This window comes from Rhizobium sp. S163, assembly GCF_030380805.1.
Classification (GTDB): domain Bacteria; phylum Pseudomonadota; class Alphaproteobacteria; order Rhizobiales; family Rhizobiaceae; genus Rhizobium.
Genome location: NZ_JAUDSA010000003.1, coordinates 633,843 through 649,432 on the forward strand (window position 1 = coordinate 633,843; position 15,590 = coordinate 649,432).

General features: G+C 59.6%; 23 protein-coding genes and 1 pseudogene. 4 read left to right on the plus strand and 20 right to left on the minus strand.

What is annotated here, in order from left to right:
- Positions 1-2 precede the first annotated feature (2 nt).
- The 4 genes from QTL96_RS03245 to QTL96_RS03260 all read right to left on the minus strand — a co-directional run bounded on the left by QTL96_RS03245 (position 3) and on the right by QTL96_RS03260 (position 2,597).
- Positions 3-488, minus strand: a complete 486-nt coding sequence (locus tag QTL96_RS03245) for a hypothetical protein (protein WP_289726650.1) — start codon at positions 486-488, stop codon at positions 3-5.
- Between the two features lie 2 nt (positions 489-490).
- Positions 491-916 carry a phage tail terminator-like protein gene (locus QTL96_RS03250; protein WP_289726651.1) on the minus strand — a complete coding sequence of 142 codons (426 nt, stop codon included), beginning with the start codon at positions 914-916 and terminating at the stop codon, positions 491-493.
- A 185-nt stretch (positions 917-1,101) separates the two neighbouring features.
- Entirely contained in the window at positions 1,102-1,548 is a 447-nt protein-coding gene (locus QTL96_RS03255; RefSeq protein WP_289726652.1) for an HK97 gp10 family phage protein, read from the minus strand.
- A complete protein-coding gene (locus QTL96_RS03260; RefSeq protein WP_289726653.1) occupies positions 1,548-2,597 on the minus strand; it encodes a head morphogenesis protein in 1,050 nt (349 codons plus the stop codon). Before QTL96_RS03260 ends, QTL96_RS03255 begins: the two co-directional genes overlap by 1 nt.
- A gap of 121 nt (positions 2,598-2,718) precedes the next feature.
- Here QTL96_RS03260 and QTL96_RS03265 point away from each other — a divergent pair, with 121 nt between their 5' ends.
- Positions 2,719-3,228 carry a lipocalin family protein gene (locus tag QTL96_RS03265; RefSeq protein WP_289726654.1) on the plus strand — a complete coding sequence of 170 codons (510 nt, stop codon included), beginning with the start codon at positions 2,719-2,721 and terminating at the stop codon, positions 3,226-3,228.
- 6 nt (positions 3,229-3,234) lie between these two features.
- Here the strand turns inward: QTL96_RS03265 and QTL96_RS03270 are convergent, their stop codons facing one another.
- From QTL96_RS03270 to QTL96_RS03310, 9 genes are read right to left on the minus strand one after another with little or no spacing between them, the layout of a single operon-like run.
- Positions 3,235-3,594, minus strand: a complete 360-nt coding sequence (locus QTL96_RS03270) for a hypothetical protein (RefSeq protein ID WP_289726655.1) — start codon at positions 3,592-3,594, stop codon at positions 3,235-3,237.
- The gene (locus QTL96_RS03275) at positions 3,594-4,085 is read right to left on the minus strand and encodes a DnaT-like ssDNA-binding protein (protein WP_289726656.1); all 492 of its coding nucleotides are present in this window, start codon (positions 4,083-4,085) and stop codon (positions 3,594-3,596) included. Before QTL96_RS03275 ends, QTL96_RS03270 begins: the two co-directional genes overlap by 1 nt.
- 3 nt (positions 4,086-4,088) lie before the next feature.
- Positions 4,089-4,436, minus strand: a complete 348-nt coding sequence (locus QTL96_RS03280) for a hypothetical protein (protein ID WP_289726657.1) — start codon at positions 4,434-4,436, stop codon at positions 4,089-4,091.
- A 58-nt stretch (positions 4,437-4,494) separates the two neighbouring features.
- Positions 4,495-5,538, minus strand: coding sequence for a major capsid protein (locus QTL96_RS03285; RefSeq protein ID WP_289726658.1), 1,044 nt, complete (start codon positions 5,536-5,538; stop codon positions 4,495-4,497).
- Positions 5,539-5,550: 12 nt separating this feature from the next.
- Entirely contained in the window at positions 5,551-5,817 is a 267-nt protein-coding gene (locus QTL96_RS03290) for a hypothetical protein (protein WP_289726659.1), read from the minus strand.
- A 10-nt stretch (positions 5,818-5,827) separates the two neighbouring features.
- On the minus strand, positions 5,828-7,132 hold the full coding sequence (locus QTL96_RS03295) for a hypothetical protein (RefSeq protein ID WP_289726660.1): 1,305 nt from the start codon (positions 7,130-7,132) through the stop codon (positions 5,828-5,830).
- Between the two features lie 5 nt (positions 7,133-7,137).
- Complete coding sequence (locus QTL96_RS03300) at positions 7,138-8,511, minus strand: phage portal protein (RefSeq protein ID WP_289726661.1); 1,374 nt, start codon at positions 8,509-8,511, stop codon at positions 7,138-7,140.
- A complete protein-coding gene (locus QTL96_RS03305) occupies positions 8,508-9,959 on the minus strand; it encodes a PBSX family phage terminase large subunit (protein ID WP_289726662.1) in 1,452 nt (483 codons plus the stop codon). Before QTL96_RS03305 ends, QTL96_RS03300 begins: the two co-directional genes overlap by 4 nt.
- Positions 9,926-10,471, minus strand: coding sequence for a terminase small subunit (locus QTL96_RS03310; protein WP_289726663.1), 546 nt, complete (start codon positions 10,469-10,471; stop codon positions 9,926-9,928). Before QTL96_RS03310 ends, QTL96_RS03305 begins: the two co-directional genes overlap by 34 nt.
- A 140-nt stretch (positions 10,472-10,611) precedes the next feature.
- Between QTL96_RS03310 and QTL96_RS03315 the strand changes: the two genes are divergently transcribed.
- Entirely contained in the window at positions 10,612-10,887 is a 276-nt protein-coding gene (locus QTL96_RS03315) for a hypothetical protein (RefSeq protein WP_289726664.1), read from the plus strand.
- A gap of 265 nt (positions 10,888-11,152) precedes the next feature.
- On the opposite strand, the pseudogene QTL96_RS03320 reads toward QTL96_RS03315, so the two are convergent.
- Positions 11,153-11,257: pseudogene (locus QTL96_RS03320) on the minus strand (lectin); the annotation flags it as partial.
- 360 nt (positions 11,258-11,617) lie between these two features.
- On the opposite strand from QTL96_RS03320, the gene QTL96_RS03325 reads away from it, so the two are divergent.
- Positions 11,618-11,842 carry a hypothetical protein gene (locus QTL96_RS03325; RefSeq protein WP_289726665.1) on the plus strand — a complete coding sequence of 75 codons (225 nt, stop codon included), beginning with the start codon at positions 11,618-11,620 and terminating at the stop codon, positions 11,840-11,842.
- 92 nt (positions 11,843-11,934) lie between these two features.
- On the opposite strand, the gene QTL96_RS03330 is transcribed toward QTL96_RS03325, so the two are convergent.
- The 6 genes from QTL96_RS03330 to QTL96_RS03355 are packed head-to-tail and all read right to left on the minus strand — an operon-like array spanning position 11,935 to position 14,982.
- Entirely contained in the window at positions 11,935-12,525 is a 591-nt protein-coding gene (locus tag QTL96_RS03330) for a hypothetical protein (protein WP_289726666.1), read from the minus strand.
- Between the two features lie 31 nt (positions 12,526-12,556).
- Positions 12,557-12,916: a hypothetical protein gene (locus tag QTL96_RS03335; RefSeq protein WP_289726667.1), complete on the minus strand. Its 360-nt coding sequence runs from the start codon at positions 12,914-12,916 to the stop codon at positions 12,557-12,559.
- Positions 12,913-13,209 carry a hypothetical protein gene (locus QTL96_RS03340; protein WP_289726668.1) on the minus strand — a complete coding sequence of 99 codons (297 nt, stop codon included), beginning with the start codon at positions 13,207-13,209 and terminating at the stop codon, positions 12,913-12,915. The genes QTL96_RS03335 and QTL96_RS03340 overlap by 4 nt, the downstream gene beginning before the upstream one ends.
- Positions 13,206-13,814, minus strand: coding sequence for a helix-turn-helix domain-containing protein (locus QTL96_RS03345; protein ID WP_289726669.1), 609 nt, complete (start codon positions 13,812-13,814; stop codon positions 13,206-13,208). The genes QTL96_RS03340 and QTL96_RS03345 overlap by 4 nt, the downstream gene beginning before the upstream one ends.
- Positions 13,811-14,554, minus strand: a complete 744-nt coding sequence (locus QTL96_RS03350; protein ID WP_289726670.1) for a hypothetical protein — start codon at positions 14,552-14,554, stop codon at positions 13,811-13,813. The genes QTL96_RS03345 and QTL96_RS03350 overlap by 4 nt, the downstream gene beginning before the upstream one ends.
- Entirely contained in the window at positions 14,551-14,982 is a 432-nt protein-coding gene (locus tag QTL96_RS03355) for a RusA family crossover junction endodeoxyribonuclease (protein ID WP_289726671.1), read from the minus strand. Before QTL96_RS03355 ends, QTL96_RS03350 begins: the two co-directional genes overlap by 4 nt.
- 277 nt (positions 14,983-15,259) lie before the next feature.
- Here QTL96_RS03355 and QTL96_RS03360 point away from each other — a divergent pair, with 277 nt between their 5' ends.
- Positions 15,260-15,559, plus strand: coding sequence for a DUF982 domain-containing protein (locus QTL96_RS03360; RefSeq protein ID WP_289726672.1), 300 nt, complete (start codon positions 15,260-15,262; stop codon positions 15,557-15,559).
- Positions 15,560-15,590 lie beyond the last annotated feature (31 nt).

The window sequence follows — 15,590 nt, forward strand, 5'->3', positions numbered from 1 at the left end:
CCTTACGGAGTGGTTACGGGATCGACGCGGATCGGCAGCTGGTTGAGGCCGATCGTATAGCGGGCGAGATCGAAGTCGTCGGAGCCGCCGCCTGGGTAGAGCGGGCCAGAGACAACGCCGCGGCTGTAGAAGATCGTGTTCGTCTTGCCGGGAGGGGCATCGTTGCGCTCGATCTTGATCGCCATGTTGTTCTGGTTGAGCGGGTCGCCGAAGCCGCGAAGGATCACCTGACCGGCATCGTCAGCCACGTCTGCCACTTCGATCTGCGGATCGCCGGCATTAGCAACGCCCTTCTGCTTCTGACTAACTGCTTCGTCCAACGTGTTGTAAACGTTGATGTTCGAGGTGGCGCCAAGGTCCCCGATATTGCCGACCTTGCCGACCAAGACCCAGGTCAGCGCTGCATAGGTGCTTGCCGTCAGGTCCGTGTTCTGCGCCGTGGCGCAGGCATAGACCTTCGAGCCCTTCTTCGTCGTTTTGTTTGCCATTTCTAGGCCTCCGGTTCAAAAGCGATGTAGGGGATACTGACCGGGATCATGAGCCGGTCAGTATCTTGAAGCGGGCTTGCGGCCCATGGCTCACTGCTGATCGTGATCCTCACGCCAGAAGCGAATAACGTCTCATTCTTGAAGCGGTTGACGATCGCGCCCGCCACCTCAAGACCATCGAGGATGCCCCTGCCGACCGGCCACATGACCGACACCTGCATGATCCCGATCTTCTGCTGTGGATCGTCGCCCATCGTTACTTGTCGCGTCCTGTTGGGCAGGAAATCGACCTTCAGATACTTGTCGGGCTTGGTCTGCCCAGCTGCCGGAAACGTGACGTTCGGGCCCGCGATCGGGAGAACCCCAGGCATTGTCCGCAAGTGGGCTTGCAATGCCTCAAATATTATTGCGTCGGTTGTGACCGCCATGTATCGCTAACCCATGTCAGAGAAGCCGCCCATTCCAGACAGCGAGATTTACGACCTCTTGCAGGAGGTATGGGTGAGGCTTGCCCGCGAAGAAGGGCAGACCGACTTCGGGAACAATACCCTCAAGGCGGCCCGGCTCTCGATCTTCACCTTGCAGATGGCAATGACGATGAGGGGCGACGGCGCTATAGCCCAAATGCTTTCCGAACCCTCTCCGCATTCCGATTGACTATCGCGTCCCAGTTCTGAGCCGCTGACCGGACGAATGCAGCCGGCGGCCTTCCGTTGGCGCCGTATTCCTGATGTGCCGCGTAGGCTGCCGTGTAGCCAAAAAACAACGTGTCATCGAGCGATGCGCCAGCGATGGCGGCCTCGATCGTGCCGAAGTCGAAGGCGTACGTCTGCCCACCCGCCGGGTTGGCCGTTGGATTGATCGCCGGCATGGCCGACGTCGAAGCCATCAGCGAAGCCCAGAGGAAGCCTGTATCGTATGGGAGCCGCCCGCCATCGACATCGATGGTCTGCATTTCCTTGACGACCTCTTGAGCACTTGCGTTTCGCACAGCCTCTATTGCTTCTGGCACGGCTTCCGCCCAGCGAGCTACAGCAGCAGAAAAGGACAGGTTTGCCATCAGGCGGCCCGTGCTCGGTACCGGCGAAGGCCAGCGGCGATGTAATCGATGCGATATTCAAGGCGACACCTGCAGCCGATCTTATGCTTGGCCGGGATGCCGGGGGCGTGCGGGAACATCAGGAGCGTACCATCCGATGCCACGAAAGCCTGATCGAGCGGCACACCCTCTGCCTTATAGCGAGCCGCCATCTCAATATGCTGCATGCGCGGATGCTCGGAAGCAGAGTGCAACCAGTGCTTAGTGACGTCCTGAGCAGCGATCTTTCCATTGCCAATCTGCTGGCGAATGGCGTTGTCGCGGACTGAGAAGAGGGCTGATCGCGTCTCCTCTAGACCGATCATCTCGCCACGAAGGCGAATATTGTTATCCGATAGCCTGCCAATCATCCGTTTGACCAGCTCAGCGTCGACTGCCCTGCCCTCCCGAATGGCTTTAGTGACAGAACGGTCGAAACGCTTGTCGCGGGTTTTGAGATCCAGATACGATTTCATCGACGCCGGGTCGCCAGACAGCAGATTTTCTTCGGCCCTGGTAATGAAATCGACCTGTCGGGAACTGAGGCCGATCGTGCCGCCTTCCCTACGTCCTGTTACTCGGTTAACCCGCCCAATGACGTCGAGCGCCGTAGCCGTCGGGTTCTTCCCCTGGGATAGGCCAGCCTCGAAGGCCATGCGAAGTGCCTGGCGCTGATCCTCTGTGATGTTCGTGACGAGCGTCGAAGACTGCTCACGGATCAGGCGCTCCGCCTCAAGGTTACGGACACCGAACTGGAACAGGACGCGAGTACCGTCGGCGGCCACCAGCGAGGGCAAGCTCTGAACGAAGCTGACGCCGCCAGCATTAAACGCCTCCCGCAGGGCAAGCTCGAGCGTAGCAAAAGCTTCCGGTTCAAACTGGATGGCGGCTATTGCGCCAGTGATGTCGCCCCGCTCCAAGCGCTCGACAACGGTCTTAATCAGGATGTTAGACTTGATGGTCTCGATGGTTTCGCGAAACGCGCTGGCCACCCGGGGCTCATACTGCTGCAGCAGCTCGTCGAAAGTCATTTCGTTGCCTTTTCGCCTTGGACTGCTTCAGGTCGGCGGATCTGCTGTCGTTCCGACGTCGCGCCGCTGTGGAACTGAATCACGCTCGGCCCGTTGCGACTGTTCACCTAAGGAGAGAACAATGAGCGAAGTCACCGCAATCCCGAGCCTCGACCTTAAGCGCTACCTCGGCCGCTGGTATGAGATCGCCCGTCTTCCGATTAAGTATGAGGATGAGCATTCTTCGGATGTCACCGCGAACTATTCCCTGAACTCAAACGGAAAGATCCGGGTCGACAATCGCTGTTTCGATGAGCACGACAAGCCGTCCAATGCCGTCGGCGAAGCAGAGCCGGTAGACGAAACCAACGCGAAGCTGACTGTGAACTTTCTTCCTGCCGCGCTGCGCTGGATCCCGTTCACCAACGGCGATTACTGGGTCCTCAAGCTCGACCCTGATTATCAGATCGCTCTAGTCGGCACTCCGGACCATAAGTTTCTATGGGTTCTCGCAAGAGAGAGCTCCATCCTCGAAGCATCGCTCAACGAGTATCTGGACGAGGCTCGCCGACAGGGCTTCGACCTCAGCAAGCTTATCTGGACGCCGCACACCGGACGGGAAGTAAGCGACACGATGCTGGAAAGCGGCTGATCGGGGTCACAGTCTTCCTTGCACGATGAAGACGACATTCGCGATGCCGTCGTAATTGTTCGGGTCTGCGTTGATGACGTGGTACTCGACCCCGCCAGCGGAGACGATGTCCCCGACCTGTGGCACGACAGCCAGCCCGACCGAGGAGACATAAATCTGCCGGTCGGATGTAAGGATAGTTGTGCCATTGATGTATCGCTGGTCATAGGTCATCGGCACCAGCGTGGCCGGGTAGCTCGTTTCTGTGCCGTCACCGCCGAGAACCGGGTCGGGAGGCGTGATGCGCTTGACGGTGCCCTCTTGGCCGAACTCCTCGATCAGCTCATGGGCGACCGCTTGGATCTCGGCGTAGTCGAACGTGGCCATCAGCAGCCCACCGACCAGATACCGAAGCCGACGAGATCATCGTCCTTTAGGAAAGGCGCAAGCATACCATCGACGATCGAGATCAGCGGCGTGATGGCCGAGGCGGTGCCGTCGTCCTTTGCCGTCTGGTATTCCTTCTCGATCTGGCCGACCTTCACGCGCTTGACCGCGCCAGAGGACGTGCCGATGGCAGTGAGGCTCCCCGGCTTCAGTGCCTCCTGATAGGCGGCCTGATATGAGGCGTTGATCACGGCAGGCGGGACCACATCGGAAGGCAGGAGCTTGCCATTGACGATCGCGCGCTCGCGCGGCCACTGGCGCTCCTGCAGCGGGTCAACCACGCTGCCAAGGAAGCGAGAGCCATACACCGCATCGATGTATTGGCTCCCGCGATTGCGAAGGACGGCCGGCGACGGCGCGGTTCCCGGCAACACGTAGCCGTTATCTGTCAGCCAGGATGCAAAGCCCGCGTCGTCGCCATAGCCTGCCATTGATCAGGCTTCCTTCTTGTTCAGTTCGACGAAGGCGGCCTTGTCCTCATCGGTCAGTTCGTCGAAGCCTTCGAGGTCATCCTTGCGAAGGGACTTCGTGACTTCCTCGCCATCGAGGGTGATAACGGAATATCCGCCACCCTTCTTTTTGACGGCATAGCCTTCATCGGCAGGGTTGGTTACGGGCTTCGCACCCTTTGCCGGACCACCGGAGAGGATATCAAAGCGGCCATTCCAGCCAGTGAAATCGTCTGCGACTTCCATTTCGTGGCCGACGGGCATTTCCTTGCCGTCCTTGCCATAGATGCCGGTGGACTCCAGTCCTGCCGGCGCTTTCAAACGGATCTTCATGGATCTGTCTCCAGTTGCGGGAAGCGCCCCGCCCCCAATCGAGGGCGAGGCAGCATCATCAAGTGTTGGTGGAGTAGAAGACGCCGGACTTGCCGTTGTAGTCGGCTCGGATCTCGAGACCGAGCGCGCCCATCTTCAGGAACTGATAGTTCGCCGTCGGGTACTGGCGCGGCATTGCGGTCGTGTTGACGGCCATACCGATCAGAGGACGAATGAACTCAGACGAAGGAACAAAGCCGAAGAACTCGTTGCCCGAGAGCTTGAAGGTCACTTCGATCTTGTTGATGCGGCGGTTGGTCAGCAGGTACTGCAGGAGAGTGCCGCCCTTGAAGCCGTTCGCGCCGGAGTAGGAGCGGTCGAGGTTACGACCGATCTCAGGCGAGACGTAGATGTTGACCTTGCCGGTGATGAGCTGGGCGTCGAGCATGGCGCCAAGCGTCTGGGTGAAAAAGTTGTCGATCGCGTCCGAAGTCGTGGCCGGCGACGTGAGGTCGATATTCGCACCGGCCGCGCCGATGTTGATCGCCTTTGCCAGCGGGTTGCTGCGGATCCCGGTACCGGAGTAGCCCTGGAAGACGATGGAGGTATCGCCGTTCAGGACGTAATCGGCCTGGTCCTTCTTGATCTTGGCGTTCGCCGCTTCTTCGTCATCCGCGATGGCGTCGAAGTTCTCGGACTGCAGGGTGTTCCACTCGCGCCATTCACGGCCGTAGCCGTCCTGGAAGATCGGAACCGGGGTGCCGCGGTACGCATAGACGACCTTGTCCATCGGAACCGGCACCTGGCCCGACATCGATCGGATGACAGGGTTTGCGGAATCCGATGCCACGCGGGTCATGCTGACGAGCTTGCCGATATTGATCGGACGAGCGAGCGCCATCAGGTCGCGCATGTAGACTTCGCCTTCGTCATCACGAAGGACGCGGCGGGTGATGCTGTCGATTTCCATCCACGCATCGCGTGGAAGGACAGCAGCAGCATTCGAGAGCGACGCCATATGATCTTCGATCTGATGGAAGTGCTCACGATTGACGGACACGTCGGCCCACCACTCCGCATGAGGGCGGGAGTTGGCGACGAGCTGTTCGGAGAAGTATCGCATGGGTTCAGCTCCTTACGCCGATGCCAGGGCGCTCTTCGCCGCGCGAGCGCGGACGAGCTGATCAGCCCCAGAGGTGTTGTTGTAGGCCTCCTCGGCAAACGCGATAATGCGGTTGCCGGTGGTGGCGAGGACGAACTTGCCGGAGGCGTTGGTGGTCAGCGCCGCGCCTCGGGCTACGTTGACGCCCGTCGGGACGCGAACGTTGAAGAACTGCTCGTCGAGCATCTCCATGCCGACGATGCGATCATTGGCCAGCCAAGCGTCATCAACACCCTTCATCGCGAGGTAGTTATCCTGCGCAATGTAGATCTTGGCGTTGGATGCTGCGCCGGCCTGGGCGAAGCTCGAACCGGACTCGATGAGCGCGGTGCCGGGCAGGATAGCAGCAGCGCAAAGACGCTCCTGCACCTGCGGCAGGTTCTCGGAGACCGGACCTGCATAGATCTTGTTGTAGCGGGCCATGGGTTATTCTCCCTTCGGAAGCTGGAAGCCGTTGGCCTTGGCGCCACCGTTGAAGGCGGCGTTCAGGGCGGCTGCAGCCTTGGGGTCTGCCTTTGGCGCCAGGGCGCAAAGTAGCGAGCGGCGTCGCCTTGGCCGTGGGCTCGTCCAGCACCTTGGCGTTGACGATCTTGGTGACGAGCTCGGCGTGCTCGGCATCGTCCTTGGCCTTCTGGTTGGCAAGCATGGCGGTGTGGGCGTCCGTCAGCGGCTTGACGGCAGCGTTGACGGCTGCGGTCACGGCGTCGGCGATGGTCTTATTCATCGCCTCGTTCGGCTTTCCTTCCGAGAGGGCGTCAACCTTCGCGGAAAGCGCCTTGATCTGTTCTTCAACAGTCATGTCGAGTTCCTTTGTGTTCGTGGATGGTTCCCGCCCGGAGCCGATGGCGTCCATGATTGCGGATTTCACTTTCTCCCAGACGCTGACGTTCTGTCGGCGCATGAGAGCTTCGACGAGGCGAGTGCCCGCCCAATCGATCTCCTGGTCAGCAGCGTCCGTCATGGCGGAGTTGATGACCTCAATCTCTTCGAATTCGCCCTTGGCGTTGACCAGCATGCCGACGCCTTGGTCAGGAGTGGCAGCGCCATCCTCATTCAGCAGGATGGCATCGTGGTCGAACACCATGGCGCGGGCGACGCGCTTGTGATCGTCAGCGTTGACCGCCTCCATGATGGCAAGGAGGCCCGTCGAGGTGTGGATCGGGCCACCGGCCTCGATCGCGGCCAAGACTGCCTTGCCGCCTTCTGAGCGGTTGGCGACCTCGACGTCGATCACCTTGTCGAGCAGGACGCGACCGCCCTCCTGGCGCACGTTCTCGTTCCACGCGCCGATGTAGCCGATGTTCAGGCCCTCCGGATCGCGAGCAGAGACGAACTTGCCATTCACCAGTGGGTGACCAAGGGGTGCCGGCGACCGGTTGAGCGTCTGGTAGCTCTTGGCGATCTCCTCGGCCGGGTACTTGATCCCGTTCATGATGATGTTGTCCGGCAGGGTGGCCGACGGGACGATCACGAGATCGCGGCCGTTGCGCTTTTCCTTGCGGACAGCCTTCACGTTCGCCAGTGTCCTGACGTTCACACGCACCTGATTGGGCATGGTGTTTAGTCCTCTTGCTTCGGAGGCGTGACGGCCGCGTCGATCTCGTCGTCGGTCGCGTCATCGCGGAACTTCTCGGCGTCGCTCAGGGGCTCGTAGCCAACAGCAGCACGGATCTCGTCATCGGTGAAGACATAGACGCTGCCGCCCATCTTCTGATTGACGCCCGCCATCTTGTCGGCGCGGTCGACCTTTTCAGACATCGTGGCCTCGGTGAGATCGGCCCAGTCAATGAACCAGTCCTTCTCGTCGAGGATGCCGACGCGCTCGAGGCGGTCGATCAGCAGCCGGATGTTCGGGATAGTCTGGTTGGCTCGGCGGGACATGTTCGTCTGCGCCCATTCGTCCGCGTCTTCCTGGCTGGCGCGTTCGCCAGTCTGCATGCCGACGAGAACCTTCACCGGGATGTTGATCGATGCCGCGAAGTCCTGCAGGGCCACCGCATAGAAGTGCTCAGGCGACGGCAGGGTGATATTCAGCGTCTTGGCCTGCATCCCCATGATCATGAGAAGCTGGTCGAACCCGGCATTCCAGTCGGCGACCTGCTCGTTCATCTTGTCGGCGAGATCCTCGACGCCCACGCCCATGGCCTTGGCCATCTCGGCGATCTTGGCTTCCTTGTCGACCTCGAGGACAGGAGCGCTCTTGGCGTTCTTCCAGAACCCCTCGCCGCCTGCGCCTCTCACCTTCTCCATGTCGACCAGGGAGTTGTAGCCGGGTTCAAGCGCCGACGAGCCATTGACTGATCCGTCCTTCGACCAGACGATCACACGGTCTGGATGGATCATGATGTGGCGAGGCTGCTGTTTGTTGGTGTCGACAGAGGACTCGCTGAACTGAAACATCTTCGGCTGGCCGTAGGTCTCGGACGTCTCGACCGTATCCCACTCCGAAACCTTGAGCTGCCCTTCCCATGCGGGGATGACCTCGACGAGGCCCATCAGGCCGCCCGTGACCGATGTCACCGGCTGGTTGAATGCCTGCCCGTCGGCGAAGCGAAGGATAACACCAGCGTACGCGCCGACCATGGACATGCGATCAGCCTCGGCGAGACGCGTCCACAGGCGGAGATCATCGAAGCGCTGGCGGATCCGCTTCTCGATCGCCGTTTCGTTTGCGGTGCCCTTCTGAGAGCCGTCTCTTTCCTTCTCCAACAGGAAGGGGTTGTCCTGCCATGTCTTCCGTATCGTCTTGTCGACGCCGGCCGCCGCGATCCCGTTGCGGGAATACATCCGGTAGAGCTGATCGAACGTCAGCTTCTCCGGATAGCCGAAATCACGGTAGTGATCGTGCTTGGGCGTCGTTCCCGCGAAATAGGCCGGGAACATGCTGTCGAGGCGGCGCTGCACATAGTTCGCCAGCCGTACAACTTGGTTCATCGGTTCTTCTTTCTCAGGAACATTGCGACGGACGGGCCGGTCGCGATGTTGACGTTGTCGGCGGCGATCACCGCATCGGCGAGGTTGTGCGACTTCACGCCCAGGTCTTTCTTGAGCTTGAGCTTCGGCACCACCCGCTTCTTTCCTTCGCTCTCAACCCACCACGGCACGCAAAGCTCGGTGAAGAGCGCGTCCAGCTTGTCCTTCCCGATCTTGGAAGAGAACGAGAGAATGTCCTCAGGCTTGACCGGGTGACCGCGCACCACAGCGTTGAACGTCAGCATGGCGCGGCGAGCCGTGTTGGCCCAGGCCTGCGCCTTGAGGTTCAGGTATTCGTCCTTGTTGAGAGGACTGTTCTTGTTCTGCGGATCGCTCGGCTTGTCGCCATCCATCACGGCGCCGCCAGCGTGGAAGGCGTAGTGCTTGACCTTTGCGCCGCCGCTCTCGTTCTGCTCGTCGATGTAGCCGCCGACGAAGGCACCGACGCCGATCGTGTCATAGGACACTGTCGCGCCTGCATTCTTCGCCTTGGCCCAAACCTTCTTCGCGTTCTGGACGAGCTCGTCCTTTCCAGATGACCAGTCCTCGGCATCCGTGAAGATGCCGCCGATCTTGTCGGCCGTCGCGCTCTTGTCCTCGCCGTCGTCGGCGGGGTCGAAACCGATGATGTTCCGACCGGTGACATCGATCTTGAGCACCAGGTGGGCATCGACACAGGCATCGAGCCATTTGCGCTTGAAGATCGACAGCTCACTGTCGCCGAGCGGCACGCCGCCATAGACGTGCTCGAATTTCTCCGGGTTGCGCTCCTGCATTGCCGCGATGTCGCGCAACGCCTTGGCGGATAGGAATGGGTTCTCAGTATAGTCGATCTTCCGGACCACACAGTGAGGTGGCACGTTGACGACGAAGTTCTTCCAGACGTAGTCGGTGACCAGCTTCGGGTTGAACAGCAGGATGGCCAGGCTGTCCTCTTTACGGATCGTCGGGCCGATGACGGTCCATTGATCCTCGGTCAGTTTCTCCGCCTCTTCCACCCAGAGGATATCGACGTCGGACGTGCCCTTGATGTCCTCAAGGTTTCGCTCGATGCCGTAGAAGATGAACTCAGCACCGGTGCGCCGGTGGATGATCGTCGTCTTCTGGACGTCGAAGGCAGCTTCAAGCCCGAGATGAGCGATCGCCCACTTCAGTTCGGTGTAGACCGAGTCCTGAATGCGGTTCTGAAAGCGGCGGATGCAGAGGACGCGCATCCGGACGCCGACGTGATCGACCAGGCGGACCAGCTGGCAAGCCGTGTCTCTCGTTTTTGAACTCGATCGCCCGCCATGGAGGACAGCAATGTCAGCCTGTCCGAGAAAGACCTCTTCCCAAAAGTCGTGCAGGGCCGGGTTTGTGAGGTGCGTGGTAGCGTCTAGCTCTTTTCGCTGCGCAGCACTTCCCGCCATGTTCTCGTCTCGGTCTGTATGGGTGCGCCGTCCTTACCGGTGTGCTCGTGCTTTTCGATCACGAAGCCGAGCATCTTAGCCAGATCAACCAGCGCGCCCTTCTTGTCATGAAGCTTGAACTTGACCCGGCGAACGTCGCGGGCGTCTTCGCCCCTACCATCCTTGAAGTCTTCGACCGTCACCTCGGAAAGCGCCGCGGCCTGGTCGCGCGTCAATCCGGAGAAGTCGAGGTAAGGGTCACCGTCTGGCCCCGCCCTCATGTAGTCCAGCATGTTGGAGAAGCCGATCTTGGCCAGCTCATCAACGATGCGGTCCTTCGTAATTTCAAGCCTCTCGGCGACCTTGGACTGCTGCTTTGACAGCTCTTCCTGCACCACAACATTTAACAACAGGCGGCTGCCTTGCTGCTGGGCTGTCTTCGCACTGTATCCGGCCCTGATTGCCGCCTGCGTCGCGTTGAGGTCGACCATGTATTCGGCGACGAATCGCCGCTGCTTATCGCTCAATGACATTTCAAGACCCGCGTCTGCGTATTGATTGTGGAGAACTCGAATAACGTGAAATCAAACGGACGTACTAAACTTAGGAGTTGAGCGAATCTGCTTTTTTGCTTTTTCTGTAAGTGTTCAGACCACAGTAAAAGGAAATATCAATGCCAGCCTACATGATCAGTTATGACCTTAGAAAGGTCCGCAACTATGAGGGTCTCGTAAAGGCTCTTCGCAACATGAAATGCATATCACCGCTGAAGTCAGTGTGGCTTGGAACGCTCAAGGGACCAGCGGAAGAGATTCGGACCATCCTGCTGCGAGAAATGGACGGCGATGACGGTGTACTCGTAGTCGAATTGAAACCAGGGTCCGATTGGGCAATCAAAAGGGTGAATGAGAACGGCGCCGCTTGGTTACAGCAAAACGTTGCGCCATAGTCAAAGCGCCCGCCACAGATCCCTGCCAGGCGGCTCATAGTGAGCGCAGCCTATAACAGCGGCAGCGATGAACGCGCCAGCAACAACGGCTGCGATGATGAGGAGCGGCCGTCGAGCTTTCGAGTCAACGTAGAACATTGCATGGAGGGACATTCGTCTTCTCCTCTACTGGTCCGGAGCTGCCGGACGCGGGAACGAAAAAACCCCGCCATCTCTGACGGGGTTGTTTACTGAAGCCAGAAACCGCTTAGCGGATGTAAAGCTGGAACACAGAACGAGGGTAGTAATACCCATCGCTGTGGCGACGATATCCCTTCCGGTAATCCCGATATCCGCGGTGGCCGTTCCAGTAACCGGGCCGGTAGTGACGACGTTCGTAACGGTCCCGGTGGTCCCGACGATCGTGACGATATTCACGACGGCGGTCATCGCGATGATACTGAGCAAGCTCAACGCTCGAAGTGACCTGCGGATGCTGTGTCGCGACGGGAGCCGCCGAGGCCATTCCGAAGCTCGACGCTGCAATGACAGCAGCAACTACAGCAGTACCTATACGAGAAAAACTATTCATGGTTACGCCTTTCCATTTCGGATGTTAGCGACCATGCCCTTTCGGGGATGAACGTCATGTGAACTTACCGTTCATATTGAAGCCTCCCGCAGGCGCCCCGAACTCGAAACCGGTCTTCCGCGTTTCTCCATGGTAGCCCTCTTTAACCGGAGAGAGACCATGAGACTTGTGCAATTCACCTTGATTGGACAGGCTGCAATGCCCGTCTTCATAAACCCCGATCAGGTGGTGTCGTTGGTTGCCTTACCTGATCGAACGCAAATCATCACGACCGCGACTGCAGCTCACGGAGCGACGATCGTCTATGATGTGACGGAACTTGCGGGTGAAGTCGTGCGACAATTGACGACTAATCCCGTGGTTGCCGCGCCGGGACGCGCTTGATCACCGCTCGGCGATTTCTCTGCCTCTGGCGCAAATCACCACAATAATCACTACATACCCCTCAAGGTTTACCTTAGCAACACCACCGAATGCTATTTCGGTGGTGTTTTTCGCTTCTGGAAGCCCCAATGCACAGCCAAATCTTCTAAGGCATCTTTGAGATAGTCGGCGAGGGTGTGGCGGGCGCGCTTCGATGTGCCGATCTCGGCGATGGTCCGCCCCTCGCCTGCTACTTTGCTGACGACTTCGTAGTGACGACGGCCAAGAAGATCGCGGCAGGTCTTAAGCTTGATGCCGGCGTCGATCTGCCGGTCTGAGATAGGCTCGCGCGCGCCGCCGCCGTCGACAGGCTCACGGCTATAGTCAAACGAACCGGCGCCGGATCCGCCTAGCGCCTCCCAGAGGCGGCGAAACATGATTGCCGCCTCGACCTGGTGCGCCTCCAGGTGCCCCTTGGCCGCCATCATAGCGACCGGGCTCTCACGGAGGTTCAGGGCAGCCGTCACCGTCTTCGGATTGCCTGACGCACCGGCATGAACCTTGCTGTAGTGCGGATTGTCGATTTCTACGAGCTTCACCTTGGAATGCTGGTTGCCCAGCCCCGCGAATTCGCTGGTGTTCGCCACTGTCAGCCCCTTGAAGGTTCTGCTCGGCTTCTTTCGTGCTTTCTTCAGTTCCGCCATTCTCGTTCCCTCGTGTCGAGCCGCCGCTCGGTTATCGTCTGCTGATCCTGGTCATCTTCGAGCAGTGCTCGCACTTGGTGGCCTTTCGCTCTTTGAGGCGGGCCATCTCCTCGTGGTAGGTCTTGCGCGACCGCTCCCACTGCGTTTCCTCGTGAGCGAGGCGCCGGAGGACGAACATCGGGTCGAGCTTGGCCTCACACAGGCTGCACTCAACCTCAGTCTCGCCTTCGCGGATTAGGTATTTCGCATTGACCTGCCGACCGTTCACGTATGACCTACTGTGATTGCAGGAGTTTCGATCATACCGGTCTACGATCTTGAGCATTGGACCATCGTCCGACGGCGGCGCTTTGAACTTGATCGGGAGCTTAGTGATGTTGTCGTCCGTCACCGCACCACCTCCACGACCCGGCCGCCGCCCAAGAAAAGCTGCTCGGCCCGAGCCCGGGCGGCAGTCACCGGCTTCACCAAGTCGAACGTCTCGCCGCGGATTTCGCGACCGTTCATGAACGCCACCATGTGCTTGAGGCATTCCTTTGCAGCCTCGCCTTCGCTGCCGAAGACCTTAGGCCGGTCGCCCGTGCCCATCACCGGCGACGGCTCGCTATCGCGGCAAAGGCGGATCATGGCGTAGAAGCCGACACCCCCGGGGATCCGATACGGATATGCATTGTAGCGGTTCATGCTTCACCCCGCTTCGCTTCCGTCTTCTGGACAGAGTTCAGTATCGTGGAATGGTCCCGGTGGAAGATCCGTCCGATGCGCGGCAGAGAAAGATCCTTACGCTCTTCGTAAACTGCTTTCATGCAGGCATGACGAGGCGCTATAAGGTTGCGCGTGCGGCGGATGCCCTTGATGTCTTCCCATGTCACATCGGGATAGTCCTGCAGAACCTCCGCAACGATTTCGGGAACCGACCGGCGATGATCTACAGGCTCGTCTCCATCATCGTCGATAGACCGAAGCATCTCGGCTTGCGTGAGGATCCGCGCTCGAGCATCAGCCAGGTCAAGTTCCAAGCGCTGAAGCCGTGCATCGATCTCGCGGTGTCTACGCTCTCGGTCGGCTACAAAGCGAAGGCTGTTCCGTGCCTGTGCTAGATCGCGTTTCAGTCCAGCGTTCTCTTCGCGGAGCTCTCCGATGATCAGCGCATCTGACGCCGCCGTCTTTGCCGCTGTGGCAGCCGGCTTCGCATCGAGACGCGCTATCCGATTGCGGACCTCCGCGTAGTGTGAGATCTGGGCGGCGCGCCCAGCCTGTGGTTCGAATTCCTTTGCTGTGACGATCATCTGAAACTCCTTTCGGATCTTGCCTTCTCGGCTGCTAGGTACTCGTCTCGGGATTGAGGCTTGCGCAGGTGCGCCAAGCCGTTCGGGCTCGGAGGGCGCTTGTCAGGCGGCTTGGCCGGCTGGTCTTTCCAACGGTCATCGGAGAGCCATCGAACTGGCGAGCACCACTGGCGATCGTCGGTCTTGGCCGCATAGGTCGCGACACCCGCCATGATCTCGTCGAGGCTGGCGCGCTTGATCGCTTGGGAGAAAGCCTTCTCCGCTGATGGCCTGCCGGTCTTGTTTGGGTAGGCATCCCAAAATCTTTCGAAATCAGGATTGGCTTCGGGCGCGCTCGCGTCTTCCGAAGGATCTGTATCTGTGTCTGTATCTGTTGCTGCAGATGCGTTCGCTTGCGTTCGTTTGCGTTCGCGCCACTCTCTGGCGCGTTCGGCCGCGCCGTCCTCGCGCTTTGGCTGGCGCTTTTCCCAGCTTGAAAACCTTCCGTCAGTAATCATGCCCTTGTCGGCCATGGCAGAGACGATTGCCTCCACCTGCTCCGGCTCGCAGCCGTAGAAGTACGCAAGGCCCTCGGCATCATAGCCGGCGATCGAGCCACGATCGGATGATTGAGATGCGCGATCCATCAGCGCCCATGCAACAGCAACGGCGATTCCAGGCGCGACCCCGGCGCGGCGGGCGATGCCCAGCCACTTAGGGTCTGTAGGCGCACCATGCCATGAGCGGAACCAATCGTTCATCGGCACACCTCGACATCAACGACGACGGCATGGCCCTGCAGATCATCAACCCACCGGGCGGTGACACATTCGGCCAGGCTGTCGTCATGGACAACGCCGGCCTTCACCAGAGCGTCCGAGATCGGCTTGATAATGTTGTCGATGTCGCGGGCGCGCTTCGACCGCCAATGCCGCTGAGCGACGATCGAAAGCCGGTATGGCCCCTCGACTTTGCCAACGGTCTGAGACTTGATCTCAAACACAGCAGCCTTGCGCCAATCGGCATAACCCGCGCTCTTCACGCTGATGACCTTGCCTTCCTTGATGAAGCTCTTGCGGAGGCCGTTTGCGGAGGGCGGCATCTCGGCAAGTAGGATCCGGGCTGAAGGCACTGCCTTCGGCTCGGCAAACTGCTCGCGATACTGCTTGGCTGACATCCGTTCGGTCATGCAGGCCTCCTGTAGGCCTGTCGCTTCCGATACCGGCGCTCCATCAACTCATTGATGAGGCGATCCACCTCGGGCGGAGTGATACCGGTTGCCGCGGCTATGCGCTCGACGTCGTATGGGTAGATGGCAAAAGCTTCCTCGAAGGTCACAGTTTCCCCTCCCAGAAAAATTTCGTCGGCATGTATTGAAACGGAAAACGAGAGAAAATAAATCTGCGAGCGGCGCTGGTTTCCAGCCGCCAAACTTGCTTGAGACCAACGTTTTCAGTGAGGTAGCGATGAACGCGAACTTTACTCGTCCTGTCTATCTGAAGGAACGGGAAGGCCTGGTTAGAGAGGTGATCTCTCTGGCAGACGCCATCGATTTTCTCGAAGACTGGCCCCAAAGAGACCGAGACCTCGTGCACGAGGTGACCCTCAAAACCTGCTACATGGCCCACGATGGCCATAAGCCACTTGAGGTGGCGCGAGATGCGGTCAAGGCCTTTGGCCACAAGAAGGGGATATTGATGAAGCAGCCGGCCGTCCAACCGTGGATGGTCAAGACCCCGACCGGCGGTGGCCGCGTGACCCCCTAGTAGGCGATCGATCGAGGGGAGGCCGTTCTTG

Excerpts from the sequence above, each read along its gene's own strand:
- QTL96_RS03245 (WP_289726650.1), bottom strand. The coding sequence starts at position 488 with ATGGCAAACAAAACGACGAAGAAGGGCTCGAAGGTCTATGCCTGCGCC.
- QTL96_RS03250 (WP_289726651.1), bottom strand. The coding sequence starts at position 916 with ATGGCGGTCACAACCGACGCAATAATATTTGAGGCATTGCAAGCCCAC.
- QTL96_RS03255 (WP_289726652.1), bottom strand. The coding sequence starts at position 1,548 with ATGGCAAACCTGTCCTTTTCTGCTGCTGTAGCTCGCTGGGCGGAAGCC.
- QTL96_RS03260 (WP_289726653.1), bottom strand. The coding sequence starts at position 2,597 with ATGACTTTCGACGAGCTGCTGCAGCAGTATGAGCCCCGGGTGGCCAGC.
- QTL96_RS03265 (WP_289726654.1), top strand. The coding sequence starts at position 2,719 with ATGAGCGAAGTCACCGCAATCCCGAGCCTCGACCTTAAGCGCTACCTC.
- QTL96_RS03270 (WP_289726655.1), bottom strand. The coding sequence starts at position 3,594 with ATGGCCACGTTCGACTACGCCGAGATCCAAGCGGTCGCCCATGAGCTG.
- QTL96_RS03275 (WP_289726656.1), bottom strand. The coding sequence starts at position 4,085 with ATGGCAGGCTATGGCGACGACGCGGGCTTTGCATCCTGGCTGACAGAT.
- QTL96_RS03280 (WP_289726657.1), bottom strand. The coding sequence starts at position 4,436 with ATGAAGATCCGTTTGAAAGCGCCGGCAGGACTGGAGTCCACCGGCATC.
- QTL96_RS03285 (WP_289726658.1), bottom strand. The coding sequence starts at position 5,538 with ATGCGATACTTCTCCGAACAGCTCGTCGCCAACTCCCGCCCTCATGCG.
- QTL96_RS03290 (WP_289726659.1), bottom strand. The coding sequence starts at position 5,817 with ATGAAGGGTGTTGATGACGCTTGGCTGGCCAATGATCGCATCGTCGGC.
- QTL96_RS03295 (WP_289726660.1), bottom strand. The coding sequence starts at position 7,132 with ATGCCCAATCAGGTGCGTGTGAACGTCAGGACACTGGCGAACGTGAAG.
- QTL96_RS03300 (WP_289726661.1), bottom strand. The coding sequence starts at position 8,511 with ATGAACCAAGTTGTACGGCTGGCGAACTATGTGCAGCGCCGCCTCGAC.
- QTL96_RS03305 (WP_289726662.1), bottom strand. The coding sequence starts at position 9,959 with ATGGCGGGAAGTGCTGCGCAGCGAAAAGAGCTAGACGCTACCACGCAC.
- QTL96_RS03310 (WP_289726663.1), bottom strand. The coding sequence starts at position 10,471 with ATGTCATTGAGCGATAAGCAGCGGCGATTCGTCGCCGAATACATGGTC.
- QTL96_RS03315 (WP_289726664.1), top strand. The coding sequence starts at position 10,612 with ATGCCAGCCTACATGATCAGTTATGACCTTAGAAAGGTCCGCAACTAT.
- QTL96_RS03325 (WP_289726665.1), top strand. The coding sequence starts at position 11,618 with ATGAGACTTGTGCAATTCACCTTGATTGGACAGGCTGCAATGCCCGTC.
- QTL96_RS03330 (WP_289726666.1), bottom strand. The coding sequence starts at position 12,525 with ATGGCGGAACTGAAGAAAGCACGAAAGAAGCCGAGCAGAACCTTCAAG.
- QTL96_RS03340 (WP_289726668.1), bottom strand. The coding sequence starts at position 13,209 with ATGAACCGCTACAATGCATATCCGTATCGGATCCCCGGGGGTGTCGGC.
- QTL96_RS03345 (WP_289726669.1), bottom strand. The coding sequence starts at position 13,814 with ATGATCGTCACAGCAAAGGAATTCGAACCACAGGCTGGGCGCGCCGCC.
- QTL96_RS03350 (WP_289726670.1), bottom strand. The coding sequence starts at position 14,554 with ATGAACGATTGGTTCCGCTCATGGCATGGTGCGCCTACAGACCCTAAG.
- QTL96_RS03355 (WP_289726671.1), bottom strand. The coding sequence starts at position 14,982 with ATGACCGAACGGATGTCAGCCAAGCAGTATCGCGAGCAGTTTGCCGAG.
- QTL96_RS03360 (WP_289726672.1), top strand. The coding sequence starts at position 15,260 with ATGAACGCGAACTTTACTCGTCCTGTCTATCTGAAGGAACGGGAAGGC.